This window comes from Fictibacillus terranigra (assembly GCF_030412265.1).
GTDB lineage: Bacteria > Bacillota > Bacilli > Bacillales > Fictibacillaceae > Fictibacillus_C > Fictibacillus_C terrinigri.
On record NZ_JAUHLN010000005.1, the window covers coordinates 241,155 to 261,066 of the forward strand.

At 37.9% G+C, this 19,912-nt stretch carries 13 protein-coding genes; 9 read left to right on the forward strand and 4 right to left on the reverse strand.

The window, feature by feature from the left end:
* Positions 1–363: 363 nt before the first annotated feature.
* Both QYF49_RS21120 and QYF49_RS21125 read right to left on the reverse strand, forming a co-directional pair.
* Complete coding sequence (locus QYF49_RS21120) at positions 364–756, reverse strand: hypothetical protein (RefSeq protein WP_290401567.1); 393 nt, start codon at positions 754–756, stop codon at positions 364–366.
* Entirely contained in the window at positions 722–1,519 is a 798-nt protein-coding gene (locus QYF49_RS21125; RefSeq protein ID WP_290401568.1) for a ParA family protein, read from the reverse strand. Before QYF49_RS21125 ends, QYF49_RS21120 begins: the two co-directional genes overlap by 35 nt.
* Positions 1,520–3,840: 2,321 nt before the next feature.
* Between QYF49_RS21125 and QYF49_RS21130 the strand changes: the two genes are divergently transcribed.
* On the forward strand, positions 3,841–4,485 hold the full coding sequence (locus QYF49_RS21130; protein ID WP_290401569.1) for a hypothetical protein: 645 nt from the start codon (positions 3,841–3,843) through the stop codon (positions 4,483–4,485).
* 1,171 nt (positions 4,486–5,656) lie between these two features.
* Here QYF49_RS21130 and QYF49_RS21135 read toward each other — a convergent pair.
* Together QYF49_RS21135 and QYF49_RS21140 are read right to left on the reverse strand one after the other, a co-directional pair.
* Positions 5,657–6,982, reverse strand: a complete 1,326-nt coding sequence (locus tag QYF49_RS21135; RefSeq protein ID WP_290401570.1) for a replication initiation protein — start codon at positions 6,980–6,982, stop codon at positions 5,657–5,659.
* 3,031 nt (positions 6,983–10,013) lie between these two features.
* Entirely contained in the window at positions 10,014–10,274 is a 261-nt protein-coding gene (locus tag QYF49_RS21140) for a hypothetical protein (RefSeq protein ID WP_290401571.1), read from the reverse strand.
* A 560-nt stretch (positions 10,275–10,834) separates the two neighbouring features.
* Here QYF49_RS21140 and QYF49_RS21145 point away from each other — a divergent pair.
* The 8 genes from QYF49_RS21145 to QYF49_RS21180 all read left to right on the forward strand — a co-directional run bounded on the left by QYF49_RS21145 (position 10,835) and on the right by QYF49_RS21180 (position 19,876).
* Positions 10,835–10,987 carry a ribbon-helix-helix domain-containing protein gene (locus QYF49_RS21145; protein WP_290401572.1) on the forward strand — a complete coding sequence of 51 codons (153 nt, stop codon included), beginning with the start codon at positions 10,835–10,837 and terminating at the stop codon, positions 10,985–10,987.
* Positions 10,988–11,102: 115 nt separating this feature from the next.
* The gene (locus tag QYF49_RS21150) at positions 11,103–12,533 is read left to right on the forward strand and encodes a sigma-54 interaction domain-containing protein (RefSeq protein ID WP_290401573.1); all 1,431 of its coding nucleotides are present in this window, start codon (positions 11,103–11,105) and stop codon (positions 12,531–12,533) included.
* Positions 12,534–12,665: 132 nt separating this feature from the next.
* Complete coding sequence (speB, locus tag QYF49_RS21155) at positions 12,666–13,652, forward strand: agmatinase (RefSeq protein ID WP_290401574.1); 987 nt, start codon at positions 12,666–12,668, stop codon at positions 13,650–13,652.
* A gap of 4 nt (positions 13,653–13,656) precedes the next feature.
* Positions 13,657–15,111 carry an aldehyde dehydrogenase family protein gene (locus tag QYF49_RS21160; RefSeq protein ID WP_290401575.1) on the forward strand — a complete coding sequence of 485 codons (1,455 nt, stop codon included), beginning with the start codon at positions 13,657–13,659 and terminating at the stop codon, positions 15,109–15,111.
* A gap of 96 nt (positions 15,112–15,207) precedes the next feature.
* A complete protein-coding gene (locus QYF49_RS21165; protein WP_290401576.1) occupies positions 15,208–16,578 on the forward strand; it encodes a purine-cytosine permease family protein in 1,371 nt (456 codons plus the stop codon).
* A 3-nt stretch (positions 16,579–16,581) separates the two neighbouring features.
* The gene (locus tag QYF49_RS21170; RefSeq protein ID WP_290401577.1) at positions 16,582–17,379 is read left to right on the forward strand and encodes a carbon-nitrogen hydrolase family protein; all 798 of its coding nucleotides are present in this window, start codon (positions 16,582–16,584) and stop codon (positions 17,377–17,379) included.
* A gap of 15 nt (positions 17,380–17,394) precedes the next feature.
* Complete coding sequence (locus QYF49_RS21175) at positions 17,395–18,048, forward strand: cyclase family protein (protein ID WP_290401578.1); 654 nt, start codon at positions 17,395–17,397, stop codon at positions 18,046–18,048.
* An 841-nt stretch (positions 18,049–18,889) separates the two neighbouring features.
* Positions 18,890–19,876, forward strand: a complete 987-nt coding sequence (locus tag QYF49_RS21180) for a LacI family DNA-binding transcriptional regulator (protein WP_290401579.1) — start codon at positions 18,890–18,892, stop codon at positions 19,874–19,876.
* Positions 19,877–19,912 lie beyond the last annotated feature (36 nt).

Sequence of the window (19,912 nt, forward strand, 5' to 3'; positions counted from 1 at the left end):
AACTTTTTTTTCACACTACTCATCTTGCTTCCAATGGCGAAGTATTTAAAAGCAAACTTACTTCCACTTACGGTTTTAATATTACATACAAGTTCGATTGTGTAATTAATTATAAACTTATTTTCATAAACGCTTGTGTTTACAAAAGTGTAATTGCAATCACAAATAATGTCGGATTTAAAATCAAACTTATGATAGTCATAAAACTGCTTGGTTAAACATGCGTAAACAATAGTAAGTATTGCACACAAAAAAGTATTTATAATTCACAAACCAAATGCAGATGCAGGCATAGAGCAATAGAAACTTTGTATAAATTCCTAAATAAATTGATTAAAATAAAAAAACCACCAAATTAGGTGGTTACGATTGTTGTAGTTCTTTTTCAAGTTTTTGAAAATAATCAATTAATGCTTGGTTAATGATTCGTGTTTTTTCTCCGCGTTCACCAGCGATCTTATTAAAGGCTTTTAAGATATCATCTCGGATCCAATAGGTGGATTTAGTATGGGTGTCTTCAAATTTGACTCGTTTAGGTTTATTCGCTGCAGCAAGCTTATCGGCAAGCTGAGAGATATCTACAGTATCTGTTGAAACTGATTCTTTACTGGTCACTACGCTTTTAGTTTCACTTGTGTTGTTGGAAGTGTTTTCGTTTCCGAAAAGAGCAAGATGAGCGTTTTTACTTACTTCGCCCTTACTTGTTTCTTGATCTTTATCTTTAAGTAGTGCGTTGAACCGGTCTTTTTTGGACACGCTCTTTCAACTCCTTCACAAAATCAATGTATTGTTTCAATGCTTCATTGTCTTTCTTTGTATGTGTTTGAATACCTTCAATGGTATATTCTTTAATTTTGCTACGACGGCGAATCACAGCATCGAATACGAGATCTTCATAATCATTTTTTGTTTTCTCTAAAATTGAAAGATCTATCGTTGCTCTAGCGTCTAACATACACGTTAGGATCCCAGCTAACTTTAAATCATTGTTTGTATATTCTTTAACTCCTTGTAAAAACTCCAAATACCTCTCGAGTGCATCATAACAAAATGGTTCAGACTGCAGCAGTACCACTGCATAGTCGCTTGCCGTCACTCCATTTACTGTATGGTCTCCCAAGTTGGGCGGCATATCAATAAGGATATAATCATATTCCTCTTTCACCACGGCCAATGTTTCTTTAAGGAGCTCATTCACGTTTTTACCTGAAGGTGCATACTCCCTGTATAGGTACTGCGGCAGCGTAGAAAGGTAGTCTTCTGCAGGCAGCACATGCAAGTTGGGTGTTACTTCATATATGTACGGTATTGGATTTTTATCTTTTAATGCTTGTAACACCGTTTTCTCTGTAAAGTCATAAATGTTTCGTTGTGTAAGAAAACTGGTTAGATTACCTTGTGAATCAAAATCAACAGCCAACACTTTTGCATCTTTACTAAGTAAATAGCTTGTAATCGCCGCAGTTGTGGTTTTACCCACCCCACCTTTTTGAATGCCAAAACTAATTGTAATTGCCACCACGTTCCCTCCTTTCTTAATCTATTCGATCATACAACTACAATTCCTTCTACACAAGTGTAAATGATTGTGTATCCACTTGTACAGTATTATAACATAGCGGCTATTTCGTTGTTTATGGAATGTGTTTAATAACATATAAAACTACACTCAATCGACGTTTATATAATACATTAATAATCTAATATTTACACATGCAAAAACACATACGCAAATAAAAACGCGTGTGTTTTTGTATTATACAAAAACTAATCGATCATCATTTTGAAATAATTATTGGGAAAAGCATCAGGAAACTTTTGTTAAACGTGTTACCTACATACCAAACTCAGTGGACAGGATTCCATTTCATCCATCTTCATTTACACTTTTGTTTACGAAACCAAAACCAACTGTGGATATTCAGTTTCAACCGTTACTGACAAGCTTTATCGTTCTCAAATATGAAATATTACATCTAAAGTTCACTGTTAAAGATGTAAGGCCGTTGCACAATGACACTCATTAGCTTTTCACAGCAACATTTAATAATATCTTATAATACTAAAAATTACTTCACCCCATAAACATAATTAAGCAGTGTATACCATATAAACAAAAACGTTTGTGATTACACAACCATAAACACATATCATATTTGCAAGAAACATCAATATCCTTAGGACACGCATAACGTGTCCTAAGGATATTAAGTAAATCAAGTATGTATCCTTTACTAAGGGAAGAGTTGAAATTATGAAAACCTTCAAGAGTTATAAGTCTATTTATTGGTACTACACTTGTTTATGCTTACATAAACACTTGTGTTTACAGAATTATTGAGATACTAACTCATGGATTATTTCTTTTTAGATGGAATGCTGTGTTTCTTACCGTGATCCAATATCTTTTTTGCGAGCTTTGCAGCCTCTTTATCACTCATTTTTAACTTAGACACTTATAAGCACCTCCATAACTAATCCTTCACCTAACAACAGGATGGACAACATTTCAAAGTTTCATACCAAAAAGTCAAAAAACACAGACAATAAGGATGTGTCCTAAACATAAGGAAGGATTAAACGGAGGGAATGGAGCATAAAGAAGTGGGAATGTATTTAAATACTCTTATTCAAAACAATCCCACATACGTTTTCGGAAGTGTGTTTGCTTTTACTTACAAGATAAAATATTCTATTTTGTGTTTCATATACGAAAGAGGCTGATAATACTTTTCATCGTAGATTTAGGGAATAGATCAATTGAAGTCATTATCCAAGCATTCATTAACGAATTAAGCAAATTAATTCATGGAAACACTAAAAATACCGGGGAATTTTTAACTGATTAGTCAACCTGAAAGTCCAAGAATGTTTCCTATTTAATAATCCATCCGTTGCATGCAACGATTACCGTAGGAACATGTGGATATACACTTACATATACAATTATGTAAGTGTATATGCTTGCGTTTATTTTATATGTTTTATAATTGGATTACTAACGTACCTCAGGAGTGAATCGGTACAAAATAGAATAAATCCAATCCCTATTCAGTATTTGTTAACTTTTTAATGGAAAAGGTGCCTCCTTCACTTTCCGGGAAGTTTTACATTATAAAAGATAAAAATATACGTATAGGAACAGTGTGATTTTAACGTAATTTTGTACTGTATCTCCAGATTGTATGTTCTGAAAAAGTATGCTCCTCTCCTCGTATCCGTATAGTTCTTCTTAATCAACAGCTTGTTTCTTTTTTATAAATCATTTACTGATCATAATTTAAATTCATTAATATAAAAGCAACATCGCTCTTGTTTACGGAAGCGTTTTCGCTTTTTAACTGGATAATTTTATAGTTAAGTTGTAGATTGCGTAAACACAATTATAAACGTTTGTGTTTACAAATGTTTATAATTCAACATTATTTAAACAATTAAAAGGAGCGGTCCACTAGTTTTCATCCATACTCTTCCCTCTTCAAAAAATATCCTAGGACAGTGAGAATGTGTCCCAACCTTATTCTTCCTTTGGGTAATAAAAAAAGAGGGAAAGGACCCTGAGTGAGGAATATCGTTGCAGCATTCTTTTGCGAAAACATCATATTGTTAATTTCGATGATAATACTTTCTAGCTTTTAACATAAAAGTACAAATATATAAATACAAGCGTTTTTGCTTGTGTAAACATAAACAAATACGGGACTCGGTAGAATACCTTCTTAGCATTGTGTTTTTTATTAATTCCGCCGATATTCTTTTCATACTACGTCGTTCTACCCCATATACATATTTTAGGGCTGTGAGAATGTGTCCTAATCTTATTTATCCATTCAGAGGTGAATGATGAAGAAAGAAGAAACCCGTACGAAAACCCGTAAAGTGCGCTGCGATAAAAAACGAGATGTGAAACCTACGATACCTCTTGAAATGTATGATTGTATTTCACGGCTTTCTTATGTTACAAATCGACCCATTAAAGATGTCGCTGAAGATCTCTGCAACTATGGATTATCCTCGAAGGCCGTTATAGAGAAATTAAGTTCATATTTTCGAAGAGATTTCTTAGTTTCAGAACATTTATTGTATCTAGGTGATCTTACCAGACAAACCCCTCGTATCGTTAAGAGGGGGGGTATAAAGAAGAGGGTAACTATTCGCTTTCAACAAACCACCCATGATAAACTTGCCGACCTCGCCTACGCTCTCGATCTTACGGTTTCCTCTGCCACAATGATTTTGTTAGAAATTTCTATTAAGCAAACAGACATCGTAAAAACCTATATTGAATCTTTTGTCCATCAAAAACTAGATCCAGAACGAATGAAACAGCTTAAAGAGGTTCTTAAATTTATCAATAAGAACAACCCTTATAATGAAGAAATAACATTAGCTCAGTTAATTAGTTTTTTGATGGAAGAGTTTAAAGATCGAACTATCCACTTAAAGCATATGGTGGATGAGTGGCTGCAACAAGTGAAGAATTAATTTCTTTAAATTATTTTATATATATTAACGTTTGCGAAAACACAAGCATGTACAAAAGTGATTTTGATTTTTCGATTTTCATATTTTTCATGTTTGTTTCCACAAACACTTGCATCAACGGAAGTGTTTATAATTGATATCTCTAAATCAGCTGAACTAACTATCACGTTAACTTAATGGAGGTTAATTCTCATTTCACTCTCATATTCTCATATAATCAACCGTTATATGATTCAATTGTTTATCAATGTTCTTCTTAAAGAAGGCGTTGATAATTGGAGGATCATCTCTGAACTCTGGAAGTAAACTTTTCATTAGCCACAAAATCGTGATAGGCACTTGCTTATTTTTATTATCACTTAATCAGCGTTTCTTAATATGTGATTATTAGTTATGATGAGGGAATTGAATTTGCGCTATTAGAGCATCACCAAGAGATTAATAGATAATAATGTTTTTATAAACACGTACACTTCCAATGATGTTTGTATATATGCTTGTGTTTTAAGGATTAGTTTTATAAATATACTCGAACGATTTATCGTTACCATTGATTTTTTTTTAGGAAGAGTTTAAAGACCGTACTATTCATTTAATATATCAGGTTAATCAGTGACAACAATGATTGAAGGATTGAAGGATTAACTTCTTCAATTATATGTCCAAACACAGAGACGTTTGTATAAACACAAGCATAAACAAAAGTATACTAAAAATTATTATTGATTATTATATGCAACTTGAAAGACTTCAGATATCATTTACATTCATGACTTTATCCCAACACAGTTTCATTATCATTTACTGATATTGAGATTGTTCAAAAAATACATACCTCAACATAATTGATATTAACAAACAGGAACTAGTTGTCTCGGAAAGTTTCTTCCTCCTTGGACAGTAGTTCGTTTATCGATTGAGACTCCTGTATGAATTCAATAAATAATGAGTGTTTTTATCACTAATACAGCGTCTTAACAGGTGATCCTTCATTACTATGTCGATTTTATTTTTATACTCTCTATTATTACCAACAATTAAAAGATCTATACGTATATTTTTATAAACGAGTACATACTCGTAAATGTATGTGTATATGCTTGTGTATTTTACTATAAAAGCTAAAACAAAAACCAACGCTCAGGAGGCATTGGTTTTAATTTATATTTATTTATACTTGAACAGGTATCAAGGACACATATATCGAACGGATGCCATCATCATTAAATTCCTCTGCTCTATAAAAAGGAAGGTGTAGTTTTTCCCGTTCTTTTAAAATATCACTAAAACAGCGAATCACTTCATCTTGAAAACGATGGTTTAACTTTTCTTCGTCTTCACCTGTAATCTCCATGAGATTGCGCAAGAGCTCTTTCGTTTCTAGCAAATGCTGTTCAACTTCGATTGCTTCTTGCTGATGCAGAGCGGGTTTCTTTTTCAATGGTTTTTTGGTATCGTCCTGGTCGAGGAGATATTCAGGAAGTTCTTTAGAAACTTGCTGCTTGCTGCTTGCTGCATAATCATCTTTGATGGATTTAATCAAGAAACCGACAGGGTTGTCCAGCTTCCTTTTTTCAATGATGAGTTTGCTATAGGCAATGTTGCGCTCCACTTGATCCAGTTCATACTCATCAAGTAAACTCTTTGCTACAAGGGTGGTTACTCCCATTTTTTCTAACGCTTCCTGAACATCAGATTCATATTCCTCATCGCCAGAAAGAGGAATACTTTTGACCTTGGCCTTATTTTTGTAAATATGAAATTTTATCCCGGTTACTTTGCGGCCCTTTTTAATCTCCTCAAATTCAAATCGGAGATCTGTCTTTTCTTCGAGTTCTTTCTTCCCTACATTCAACACTTTATCCTTAAAATGGCCAAACAACTTATATTTCTTAGGTTCAATGCCGAGTACTTCACGCAATTCCTCTAACGTAAATGATCGATGCTTTAGGGGCTCATATTGCTTTAATAATTCGTAAATCCGGATAGAGTAAGAAGAGCGCAACTGTATGATATTTTTCAACTGATATGTAGTAAACTTCTCTTTCAACTGTAATAAGTAAGGTTTTAGTTTAGGGCTGAATTCCAATTCGACGTAGCCTTTACCGTGAAAATATTCAGCACTTGATAACCAAGTGATATCTAATAACGACTGGCCTGTATGGATCGGCAATGTTTTTTGCTGGAGAGCTTGTACAATCTTTCGTATTTCTGTGTACTTTCCTGTCGATTTTAAGCCCAATAGCTGGACGAAATCGGATACTTTTATCTGATAGGGCCTAAACGCCTCATCGGACGGCTGTACAAGGCTAGCAAGCGTTAGAATTAATTTCTGTTCCATGACGGACAGCTGATACGTCTTTTCGATCAAGGCATTTGATTTAGTTACCCAGTTATGACCACTTAAATGATCCGGTTCCCTTATTTCTACATTCTGCATACCGTAATAAGCTAAACTATCACTGAGAGGTGGGTTAACATAATTTTGATTAACCATAATGACCTCCAATCTATCCTTTTATCACTACTATAAATGAAGTGATACATTATTGAAAGATAAATCTACCAAAAAATTATAAAAATCGACGGTTTACTCCCCTTCACGCTGAAAGAGAGATAATAGATTAAAAATAACGCTGATTTCGTGATAATTAACTATTATTTTTATCTTGTTCTCGCTGAATAAGTGATAATTTACGTTCGCTGAATTCGTGATCGTTCAATAAGTGATGAGGAGAAGCGCAATAGAGATGAATTTTTTGCCCAATCGTGATACTAGATACTCAAGAACACCGTTTAATGGGTTTATCAAGTTATCATTATTAGTTAATTAGTTACTTTATTTGAAGCAGCTGAATTCTTGATATTTCCTCCATCTAGATCACGTTGTTTAAGTGATATAACCTTTAGCATTCGAAACAATTTAAGTTAACAGAATCAGAAAGACTGCGCTGAAAAGGTGATATTTCTTTAGGGACATCATTTCACGCTGAAAACGTGATAGTAAAAAGGTTAATATACAAATTACATTCTATTTTCTTAGTTCTGGATAAAATATGAGTTATACAAACGCTGAAAAGGTGATAATACAACTACTCATTAAAAACCAGTTTAATATCTGAGGTAAAAGAATACATAATTTCCCGCTGTTCTAGTGATAGAACAGTTAAACAATAGATGATCAGTATTGACCCTGAAAACCTGAAAAACTGATAGTTAAATCGATTGTGCTCTAGCTAATTTAGTGATAGTTCTCATCATTGAGTTTCGCGCTGATTTAGTGATAGTTTTCATCATTGAAGTTTCACGCTGATTTAGTGATAGTTTTCATCATTGAAGTTTCACGCTGTTTTAGTGATAGTTTATCTCATTGAATTTCACGCTGTTTTAGTGATAGTTTATCTCACTGAATTTCACGCTGTTTTAGTGATAGTTTATCTCATTGAATTTCACGCTGTTTTAGTGATAGTTTATCTCATTGAATTTCACGCTGCTTTAGTGATAGTTTATCTCATTAAATTATACGCTGATTTAGTAATAGTTTATCTCATTGAATTTCACGCTGCTTTAGTGATAGTTTTACGCTGATTTAGTGATCGAATAAACTAGGTGTTCCTGTCATTAGTCACCGAATCCCTCATAACATAATTTAAGAAGTGTACGCTGATTAAATAATATTAAAGAAAATAAGTGAGCTTACGCTGAATATGTGATACTTTATCTTATTCCGCGCTGAATCGGTGATAGTTCTGAGTGAAATGCCCCAGTAACATAGGATTACTCCATAAAAGTTAGTTTTGACGCTGAAAAAGTGATGTTACGCTGAATTAGTGACCTTTCACGTTGAAAAGGTGATAAATGAACGCTGAATCAGTGATTCTTCACGCTAAAATGGTGATATTTCGCGCTGAATCAGTGATAGAGAGGATGATAGAATCCTGTCGTATCAAGGGGTTAGCTGTCTCTAAAACAATTAAAACATTATAAACATAATAAAAACATTTAAAACAACAACAGAGCTGCTTGTTGTTGTTTTAAATATATGTTCTAACATACACTCACCATTTGAATAGTGGGAACTCATAAACAATAACAAAATCGTTTACGGAAGTGTAAATATTAACACTTCCGTAGCTTCGATAAAGATCACAATTAAACGTAAACTGCACTTTAACAAACTATCCAGGATTTAAGAATTGGGAACTCATCAATTGGTTTTACAAGTAAAAATACAAATGTTTATGCATGTGTTTATGTGTGTAATATCGATAAATACTTCTGCAATGTTTATAACAGCATAACTATCAACACTTGTGTTTCCATTTTTGTATACGCAAATAATACATATATAGATTTGGTTATATATGTACTTTTGATTGCGTAAGTGTTTATGCTTGTGTATGTTTGGACAAAATGACGTTAAAATACATTACACGACTTTTGATCAACAGTTAATCATTATATTTAATTCAGTATATCCCTACCCAAGGATCATTCCACGTATGTTAATGTGCATAGAATGACCACATCATATTAAACACAAACTCATATATATTAACAAAACCGTTTACGGAAGTGTAAACATTTTTGTGATTTTCCTATTGTATACATCTGTTTGCTCATGGTTAAAGAACAAAATAACAAACTTAAACTACTACCGTGAACCAGATAAAGAAATTAACCAAGATCAATATAATAGGAAAATCTTCACGTAATTCCACAAGTGAAAATACAAATGTTTATGCTTGTGTTTTTGCATTCAAGCTCTATAAATACTCGTTGAATTTAGATAACAACCTAATTTCCGTCGTAAGCATCTAACATGGAGTGTGTACACTTAAATAGTCTCTTAATTTCATAAACACTTTTGTTTTCGTTTTTGTAAACGCTTTTATTATAAATATATTTTTGTATCTATGGATACGCAAACGATTACGCTTGTGAATATTCTGTAAAAAAACACTCTAAGATGCCTTATAAGCAGGACTTGTTTTCAAAAGGTAAGCCTATACACTTCCGTCAAAGAATCCTATATAAATTAAAAAATCCCACTACCAACCTCTTTTCTGCTAAAAGTAGGGACGGATAGTTTACAAACACTTGCGTAAACAAAAATGTTTGCAACTTATAGATAAAGGTTCAAAGAATCTTCACCACTACTGTTTGATATTCATCAAACAAAAACTAGTTGTCTCTCATTGTTCTTTCCTTCTTGGAACTGGTCGTAGATTACATAATAATGACTTTTTTATTATCACTAAAACAGCGTTTTAATGATCTTGCTTTTTAAGTGGATTCGATTTTGTATTATGTTAATTACCAGGATAATATTATTAAAATGTACTTATATTTTTAAAATCACGTACACAGACGTGGATGTTTGTGTAATTACTTGAATATTTGGATTTTGAAATTAAGAACAAAAGAACCAACGCATAAGCATTGGTTGTAACTTGGACAGGTAACAGGGAAAATATATCGAGAAATGTCAATATCATTTAATTCCTCTGCTTTATAAATAGGAAGTTTTAAACTATCCTAAAACAGCGAACCAAATCGTCATGAAAACGACGTTTGAACTTTTCTTCGCCTTTACCTGTAATCTCCATAGATAGCTGATGAGCTCTTTGCATTCCAGGAAATGTTGTACGACTGCGATTGCCTGTTGTTGATACAATGCCTGTTGCTTTATCAGTGATTTTCCTGTAGATATTTCTGGTGGTTCTCTGGACTTGTTGCTGACTGCTTGCTGCATAATCATCGTTGATGGATTTAATTAAGAAACCCACAGGGTTGTCCAGCTTAGAGTTAACCCTTGTTGCTAAATAGTTTATTAAGTATTTGGAGTTTGGATACAAAACACATGCATAATCACTTTCGTTTTCACTTTTGTAAACGATTATAATAAAAATATATGTTTGGTTATATATATATTTATGGTTACGCAAATGATTACGCTTGTGAATACCTGTAAATCTAAAAAGCTTTTACTCCGGTCTTACTGTTCAAAAGGTAAAAGCATCCTATTTACACTTTCGTAAAAGGATCTGTACAAACCTAAGAGAATCTACCCCGTATTCAACTGGTTTTTTTGTTTGCAAAAAAGGTGAATTTCATTTCACATAGAAATAAACACCGATGATGTTTTATATCGTAGAGTGAATTTTGTTGCGTATTGCGGAAATTTTAAGCGAACTTTCAAAGCAAGGTCAAACCGAATCGGGCATAGCGAAACAAATAGAAGGAATCGAGGAAGATCGTTTGAAAGCTGCATTAAATGAGGAGGGGTATCCATTCCGAAACCACTCTCCAAAAGGATGGTTTTTTGTGGGAAAAGGAGCGGAACCCCTTGAAAAGAGTATTCTTGAATATGCGAAAAACAATTGTGATTGATAAAGCCATTGCTGAGCAGTTGGACCAATTCGCAAAGAAAAAGCGGATTACGAAATCGGATTTACTGGAAGTGGCTCTTCTGGATTTATTCCAGCGTTATAAGGGCTGAAAAGGTTCGATTTATGGTCTAGTTTATCTTTGAACGGAACCCCCTGATGAAAGCATATAAATCGTAAATCTATAATCTACATATAGATTTTGTTGGGAAAAGGCATGGTGATTGGATGAAAACACAAGCTGATATGTTTGAGATTGAACTTAATGCCATTTTGCAAGCTTCGAAGGATAATATTGTGATCGCTGACGGGAAAGGGACTGTGCTGCGGGCGAGTCCTAACTGCACCTCTATATATGGTAAGGACTCCGCCTCTTTAATAGGCAAATCTGTGTTTGAGCTAGAAGCTGAAAATACATTCTCCCCATCTGTGACGGTGAAGGTGCTTAAAGAAAACAAGGAAGTCCAGGTGATGCAGCAAACACCGACAGGCCGTACGGTGATGGCTACAGGCCTGCCGGTACGGAATGAATCAGGTGAGATTATCCGGGTGATCAGCTTTTCGACGGATTTAACAGAAATACAGCATTTGAAGGAAGACTTTGAAGAATTACAAACGAGAATGGAGCAGTATCAAACGGAAATCCAGGAATTGCGAGGAAAGGACCTGAGCATAGAAAATCTCGTGCTCCAAAGCAAAGCGATAAGGCAAATTTGGCAACTCGTGCAGCGCGTCGCCAAATCAGATGCATCGGTTGTATTTCTCGGAGAGTCAGGCGTCGGAAAAAATGTGTTTACCCGGGCACTCCACCAAGGGAGCGACAGAAAGAAAGAACCATTTATCGAAGTTAACTGCGGCGCCATTCCGGAGGCACTGTTCGAGTCCGAGATGTTTGGGTATGAAGCGGGTTCCTTTACCGGTGCGAATCGGACGGGAAAAGCCGGGTTTATCGAGCTTGCGGACAAGGGAACGTTATTTTTGGATGAAGTCGGCGAGCTTCCCCTTTCCGTACAGGCGAAGCTGCTCATGGCCATCCAGGAAAAGAAGGTGGCGCGAGTAGGGGGACTAAAAGCCAAAAGCATCGATTTTCGCCTGATCGCCTCGACCAATCAGGATCTGGCTGAAATGGTCAGACAGGGAAAATTCAGGCAGGATCTTTACTATCGCCTTAACGTGATCCCAATTACGATTCCGCCGCTGAGAGAACGAAGAGAGGATATCCCCTTGCTCGCCCACTTTTATTTGCAAAAAACAAATGAAAAGTATGGCATGAATAAGTTTTTTCACAGCACAGCGATAGAAAAGCTGGTGGCGTATGATTGGCCCGGCAATGTCCGTGAGCTTCAGAATATGATGGAGCGGCTGGTCGTTACAGCAGAAACGAGAACCATTTATCCTGATGCTTTGCCTTTTACATTTCAACATGATCTCGAGCAGCAAGCCGGCAATCGGTCTGAAGTGGAGGATGAAGAAAAAATCAGTACCTTGAAGGAAGCGCTGGAAGAAGTAGAAATCCGCTGGCTAAAAAGAGCAACCAGACAATGTATAACCACCTATGAAATGGCAAAGTACTTGGGGCTAAATCAGTCCAATGTCGTGAGAAAACTAAAGAAATATAATATCGATGCAAAAACGCATCTAAATGCAATAGAGCATTAATCTCAATCGGATTAATGCTCTATTGCATTTTTTATCAAATGAAACATGCGCTATTACCCCTAGTTATTGTTGGCATAGTTCTTGCAACAACTATATATATACAAAAAAACACGCCATCAAGGAGGTTTTACTATGTATCAACCAAAAGATTCATCCCAATCACCGCGTTTTTGTGGAGTACGCACCTTTATGCGATTGGAACAGATGAGAACGACAGATAATGTAGATTTTGTTGTTTTAGGAGTTCCATTTGACACGGCTGCCTCTAACCGGACTGGCCAGCGCGGCGGGCCGCAGCATATAAGAAACTTTTCTGTACTGCTTCGTCCTTACAATCCGGATATGGATATTAATATTTTCGACTATTGCTCTGGAGTGGATTATGGAGATATTGATGTCGTTCCTGGTAACATCCATCAAACCTATGACAACATGGTTTCTGAGTTAAAGCCTATTTTGGATCGAAGTATTACGCCAATCATAATGGGTGGCGACCATTCCATTTCTTTAGGGAATCTTCGGGCCTTTTATCAAAAATATGGTCCTGTTTCACTCGTTCATTTCGATTCCCATGGCGATACCTGGGATCATTATTATGGCGAAAAGTATATGCATGGAACGCCCTTTCGACGAGCGGTAGAGGAAGGCCTGCTTGATGTAGAGCATTCCATCCAAGTGGGAATGCGGGGCCCATTGTATGGCCCGGGGGATATTGAAGATGCACGCGATCTTGGATTTGAAGTCATTCCGATGAAGGAAGTGCGGGAGATTGGCTTTGATGAAGTAATGAGACGAATCCATCGCCGTGTGGGGAATCGCCCAGTGTTCGTTTCTTATGATATTGACTTTGTGGATCCAGCGTATGCACCGGGAACCGGAACGCCGGAGGTTGGCGGGCCAACGAGCTACGAGGCATTGAAATATGTCAGAGGGCTGGACGGCCTAAATGTGGTTGGCTTCGATTTAGTGGAGGTGCTGCCATCCTATGACCATGGCGAAATTACAGCCGCTCTTGCTTCATCTGTTATGTATGAAATGATTACGCTGGCAGCCTTAAAGAAAAGGAAGCACGTCTTAAATAGAAATGAAGAAACAGCCCTGCAAGGATCAAAGGAGTGAGGAAATGGAATATACAAAGCACCAATACATTGGAGGTAAATGGGTCGCGGGCAAAGGGACGAAGCGGCAAATCATTAATCCTGCCAACGAAAGCCTGATTGTTGAGGTACAAGAAGCATCCAGGGAACAAACCGAGGAGGCTGTTAAAGCAGCACGCCAAGCTTTTGAAACCAGCAGCTGGCCTGCGGAAGTACAGCGAAGGGTGAACTCGCTGCATCAGCTTGCCGATTTACTGGAAATAAAGGCAGAGCAGTTTGCTGCTGCTGAGACAACCAATACTGGTAAGCCGATTCGGGAATCCCGCCTTGATATTCACGACACAGTCACATGTCTGCGCTATTATGCGGATCTCGCTTCAAGCCGGAAACCATGGGAAAAAGAAATGCATGATGGCACAACAAGCAAGGTGATGGAAGAACCGATTGGTGTTTGTGCGTTAATCGTACCGTGGAATTTTCCTCTTTTATTAGGAATCTGGAAAATTGCTCCGGCCCTGATTGCTGGAAACACAGTCGTCTTTAAGCCATCTGAGATCACACCAGTGTCAGCGCTTATGCTTACAGAGCTAATTGATCAATGTGATTTTCCGGCAGGCGTTTTTAACCTTGTTCTTGGGACAGGACAGCCGGTCGGTGAAACGCTTGTTTCGCATCCGGATGTAGATAAAGTCTCTTTTACCGGAGGATCGGAAACAGGGAGAAAGGTGAACGAACAATGTGCCCGGTCGTTTAAACGCGTTTCTCTAGAACTAGGAGGCAAATCTCCACTCATTGTCCTGGAGGATGCTGATATAGAAGCAGCGGTTGAATGGTCCGTATTTGGTGCTTTTTTTAACCAGGGCCAGGTTTGTGTGGCCTCATCACGGGTTCTTGTTCACCAATCAATTTATCATCGTTTTCTGGACAGGTTATTAATTAAACTACAGCAAGTAAAGCTTGGTGATCCACGGGACGAAGAAACGGAAATGGGGCCAGTCATCAGTGCAGTGCACCAGGCGAAAATAGAAAAGTATATTGAACTCGGAAAAGAGGAAGGAGCGGTCCTTCTACACGGAGGAGAGAGGCAAGGTGAAACCGGGTATTACCTGACTCCAGCCGTCTTTACTGAAGTGAGCCAGCACATGCGAATCCTTCAAGAGGAAATATTCGGCCCGGTTGTTACAATCCAAGCGTTTACGAGCGACAATGAGGCGATTGAACTTGCCAATGGTACGGTTTATGGCCTGGCTGCAGGGGTTTTAAGTCAAGATACAGAACGTGCTGAACGCATTGCTTCCCGATTAAAAGCAGGAACCATCTGGATTAACAGCTATCATACACCCTATGTGGAAGCGCCGTGGGGAGGATATAAGCAAAGCGGTATTGGCAGGGAACTGGGTCCACAAGGCCTGTCAGGATTTACAGAAGTGAAGCATGTGAATGTCAGCAATGAGCTTCAGCCGGTCGGCTGGTATCGTTAAAGCAAAGATGGCTTCGTTCATTACTGCGAAGGACGAAGCTGTCTTTCTGATTTTTAATTTCAGATTATTCTTATAAATTGAGAAGAGGTGTTTATAATGAGTCAAATCTCTGAACATTTTGGCCAGGACAGTATAGCCCCAACACCCGCCAGTGAGCGGAGCATGAATTTCTTTGGGACATTTGCGCTCTGGCTTGCGGCAAATGTTGTCATTACAACCGTGATGACAGGCATGATGTTTGTTCCTGATATCTCCTTCAAGGATGCGATGCTTGCTATTTTTATCGGTTCGCTGATTGGGGGCGTACCCTTGGCGTTAACAGGAAATATCGGTACACGAACGGGTCTCCCTACAATGGTTATTACAAGGGCATCGTTCGGGCAAAAAGGAGCGGCTCTTCCAGCCATCGTCAATACGATTATTCTAATTGGCTGGAGCTGGATTCAGGCGTATATGGCGGGGCTCAGCCTTAACTATGCTATAGAGTATATGACCGGATACAGCAATATCAATCTATTTGTCATTTTAACAGAAGTACTTGTCGTTTGCGTTACTATATATGGCCACCGAGGTGTAGAGAGCATTGAGAAGTGGGTTTCCATAGCTATGCTGATTCTATCCGCTCTGTTATTCTTCAAGTTGTTTACGGCGTATGATGCATCGTCACTAATTTCGATGAAGCTCAATGAAAATCCTGAAATAACAGGCATCATTGCATTTGATATAGTGGTAGCCACTGCGTTTTCCTGGATGTCTACCGTCTGTGACTTTAATAGAAACTGTAAATCACAGAAAACCGGCATGTGGGGAACTTATTTGGGTTACTTACTTGCAACTCTTATAGCAATGGGTCTCGGGGCTGTCGTAAGCGGATTTAGCATTCTATCGAATATGGAACAAACCTATGATCCTACGGTTTTGTTGTCAGCCTATGGGTTTGGTTTGGTTGCCTCAATTGTAGTTTTCTTTTCGGTGCTATCTACCAATGTTATGGCGCTTTACAGTGCAACCATGTCTTTTATGAATGTATTTCCGAAGACCGGCTTTTGGATGCCCACGCTCGTTATGGGGATCCTATGTACGGCAGGTGCTTTGTTAAAGGAAACGTTAATGACCAACTTTTTTAACTTTATCCTTTTGATTGCGACCCTATTTATCCCTGTGTTTGCCATCGTACTTGTTGATTATTTTTTCCTGAAAAAAGGTCAATATGACGCAGAGGAAATCGCATTTGACCGAAGAGGGGACTACCGCTACCAAAAGGGTGTAAACATAGTAGCCTATGTGTCGTATGTTGTCGGAGCGGTTTTTGCCTATTATTTTCAGTATATGAAACCATTAAGCATCGGTTCTACCATTCTCACTTTTATTGTTTCAGGCGCTTCCTACTGGATTTTAATGGAGGTTTCAAAGCAAACGTCCGTTCAACACAACAGGGAAACGAACATCAATGAATTGGAGGCATAATGCATGGAACAGCCCATTCAAATAGCCGTGGTTCAGGCATCCTTCAGAAATGGGGACGTTTCCTATAACGTGAACAGGATGCGTAAGATGATCGAGCAAATAAAAGCGGATCATCCTCACATGCGTTTCATCGTATTTCCTGAGCTTAGTGCCACCGGCTATTATTTATCAGCTGATATAAAAGAAGTGGCAGAAGAGCAGAACGGCACCATTTTTCGTCAGTTTCGTAAAACGGCAAGTGAAAATAACTTATACGTGGCCTATGGTTATGTTGAACGTGGGATAGCGGGGGAAATCTATAATTCTGTTCAGCTGATTGATCCTTTCGGAAACACGCTTGCCAACTACCGGAAAATACACCTTACACCTCTTGAGAAGGAAATCTTTTCATCAGGATCCGAAGCTGTTGCCGTTCAAACCGATATAGGGAAAATCGGGCTGATGATTTGCTGGGATCTTGCTTTTCCTGAACTCGCACGGGCACTGGCTTTACAGGGAGCGGATTTGCTTATAGCACCGGCAGCCTGGGAACGCCCGTATGACGGTTCTTTTCTTAAATTTGGGATGGCAAGGGCGATTGATAACACTGTTTATGTTGCTGCTCCTAATCATATCGGCCAATCGGAAAACCTCTCATTCTTTGGCAAGTCGGTGATTTATTCACCCGACGGTACGGCAATGGTTTCAGCTGAAGGAGATGAGGAAGGCACATTGGTCGCTGAGCTGGACTACAAAAAGCGCAATGAGATAAAGAAAAGTTTCTTTACGATGCTGGAGGAAAGAAGAACAGATATTTACTAAAGGAGCTAGCCGTCCATGATTAAACAAATGATTGATTTATCTATTCCCATTGCAACGGATACACCGATTTACCCCGGAGATCCAAAGCCCCAGATTAAACCGGCTACTGAAATTGACAAAGACGGCTATCAAGTGAGTGAGATCTTATTCGGCTCTCATACAGGTACACATGTCGATGCGCCGTTCCATTTTCAAAAAAACGGGGAAACCATTGATCAGTCAGATTTGATGAACTTTTTAGGTACAGGAATGGTTATTGATGTCACAGGCAAGGATGATGGGGAGAAAATTGATATGTCTGATGTAGAGAAGGATCTGGCACGGCTGGAGGATGAAAAGATTGTTCTGTTCCATACCGGCTGGTCAGCGTATCGTGGCACAGAAAAATACTTCCGGCATCCCTATATCTGCGTAAAAGTAATTGAACGGCTGCTGGAGATGGGAGTTCGAACCTTTTTCATTGATGCGCTTAACATTGACCCGCCAGATGGCACCGCTTTTCCGGCACATGAGGCAATTACGGGTGTAAACGGAATTATTGGTGAAAATTTCTGTAGCTTTGATCAAATTGATTTTCCGAAGCCGCTTATTATTGCCCTGCCGCTTCGCCTTACAGGATTGGACGGTTCTCCGGTGAGAGCAGTGGCCATAGAATTAGTCGTGTTTTAACTATATATGAGGGTCTAGTGCCGAAGAGTGTTGCGGAACGCTCTTCGGCTATTTGTAAGAAACCTTCACTGAGGAGGTATGATTCAATTTCATCCACTCGTGCAATTTTACATTGATCAAATAGAAAAAACGTCCCTATTATATAAGAGAATTGAATAGGAACGCTTTTTCTAGCCTGTAATTTTATTTGGTGGATTCATAATAGGTTTCGGCATGGTTGTCAAAAAGTGACTATAAAAATGCGCTAGTTCACATTAAACTCAGAATTGGTTCGTCTGTTTTTGACGGATGCTTTAGTCTTATGCCTTTTATGCAAGTGTACATGCTTTGGTGGAATATAATCCTGATACTTCTGTTTCAAGGTTAAAGAACACGAATAACGAAACTGATACTGCTACCTTCATCAGATAAAAAACTATCCGTGTTTCAAAGTGGCAGGAAAACTATCATATAATACACATGTAAAAACACAAATGTTTATGCGTGTTCACGTTCTTTGATTTCTGCATTAATATCTTTTAACACTTCCAATTCTCCAAAGGACTTTTTTAAAATTTCGTACCTTATTCATAGAGAGTCCGGTCCCCATTATCTGTTAATCATTACGGTTCTTAGCTGTTCGTTTGAATCAGATGCGGCTAACTTAAGTAATTTATAAACATAATGTATTTAAATTTTACCTGCTGGAAAGATAGAATGCGATTAAAACACTCGTCATTTAACATAATTTTTAAAATTTTAAGAAAACTATTGACCGACTGGGCAGTTTCACCTATACTCAGACTATGAAAACGATTTCATGATTTCGATTTCATAGTGGGAAAGATGAAGGAGAAACGCAATGGCAACTATTCAAGATGTAGCAAAGTTGGCGAGGCTATCAAGAACAACAGTCTCAAGAGTAATTAATCACCATCCCTATGTAACGGATGAAAAAAAGAGACTCGTTTTAAAAGCGATGGAAGAATTAAATTATGTACCGAATTCTTCTGCCCGGCGCCTCAGAAAGCAGCAGACTGAAACCATTGCCGTTTATGTACCAAGGATTACAAATCCGTTTTTCAGCCAGATGGTAGAGGTAATGGGAAACCACGCTTCGGAAAAGGGCTACCAACTGATCCTTTGCCAGACGAGCTACAGCCGCAATAAGGAGATTAATTATCTTGAGCTGCTGAAAACAAAGCAAGTTGATGGGCTTATTCTCACCTCGATTGAAAATGAGTGGAGAGAAATTAAGCCTTACCTGAATTACGGGCCGATCGTGTTATGTAATGAATATAATGATGATGCGGACATCCCAACTGTTTATTTAAATCAGGTTGAAGGCGCTTACATAGGGACGCGCCACTTAATTGAGCAGGGCCATACAAAAATCGCCTATTGCTCAGGGGACAATAGCGCTTCACGGTTAGCTTTTGACCGGTTTAAAGGCTATAAACAGGCATTGAAAGAGGCGGGGTTGGAATTTAATGATAAGTGGATTCTAACTAATGCCTTCAGTATAAAGGATGGAAAGCGAATCTTTCGAGCCATTGCAGACATGGAAGATCGACCAACAGCAGTTTTTACGGGAAGTGATGAAGTTGCATCCGGCATTTGGTTAGAGGCGACCAATCATTATTGGAGTATTCCGGATGATTTGGCCATTATTGGATTCGATGACCAGCCACAGGCAGAATTAATAGGTTTGACAACCATTGAGCAGCCAATTGACGAAATTGCTAAACGGGCAATGGGACAAATGATTGAAACCATTGAAAATAAGCTTCCTATTAAGAAAAAGGAAATACAGCTGAACTTTCAGCTGATTAAAAGGCGGTCGACTTGATTTTTATTTAATAATGATATTGACCGCAAACAGATT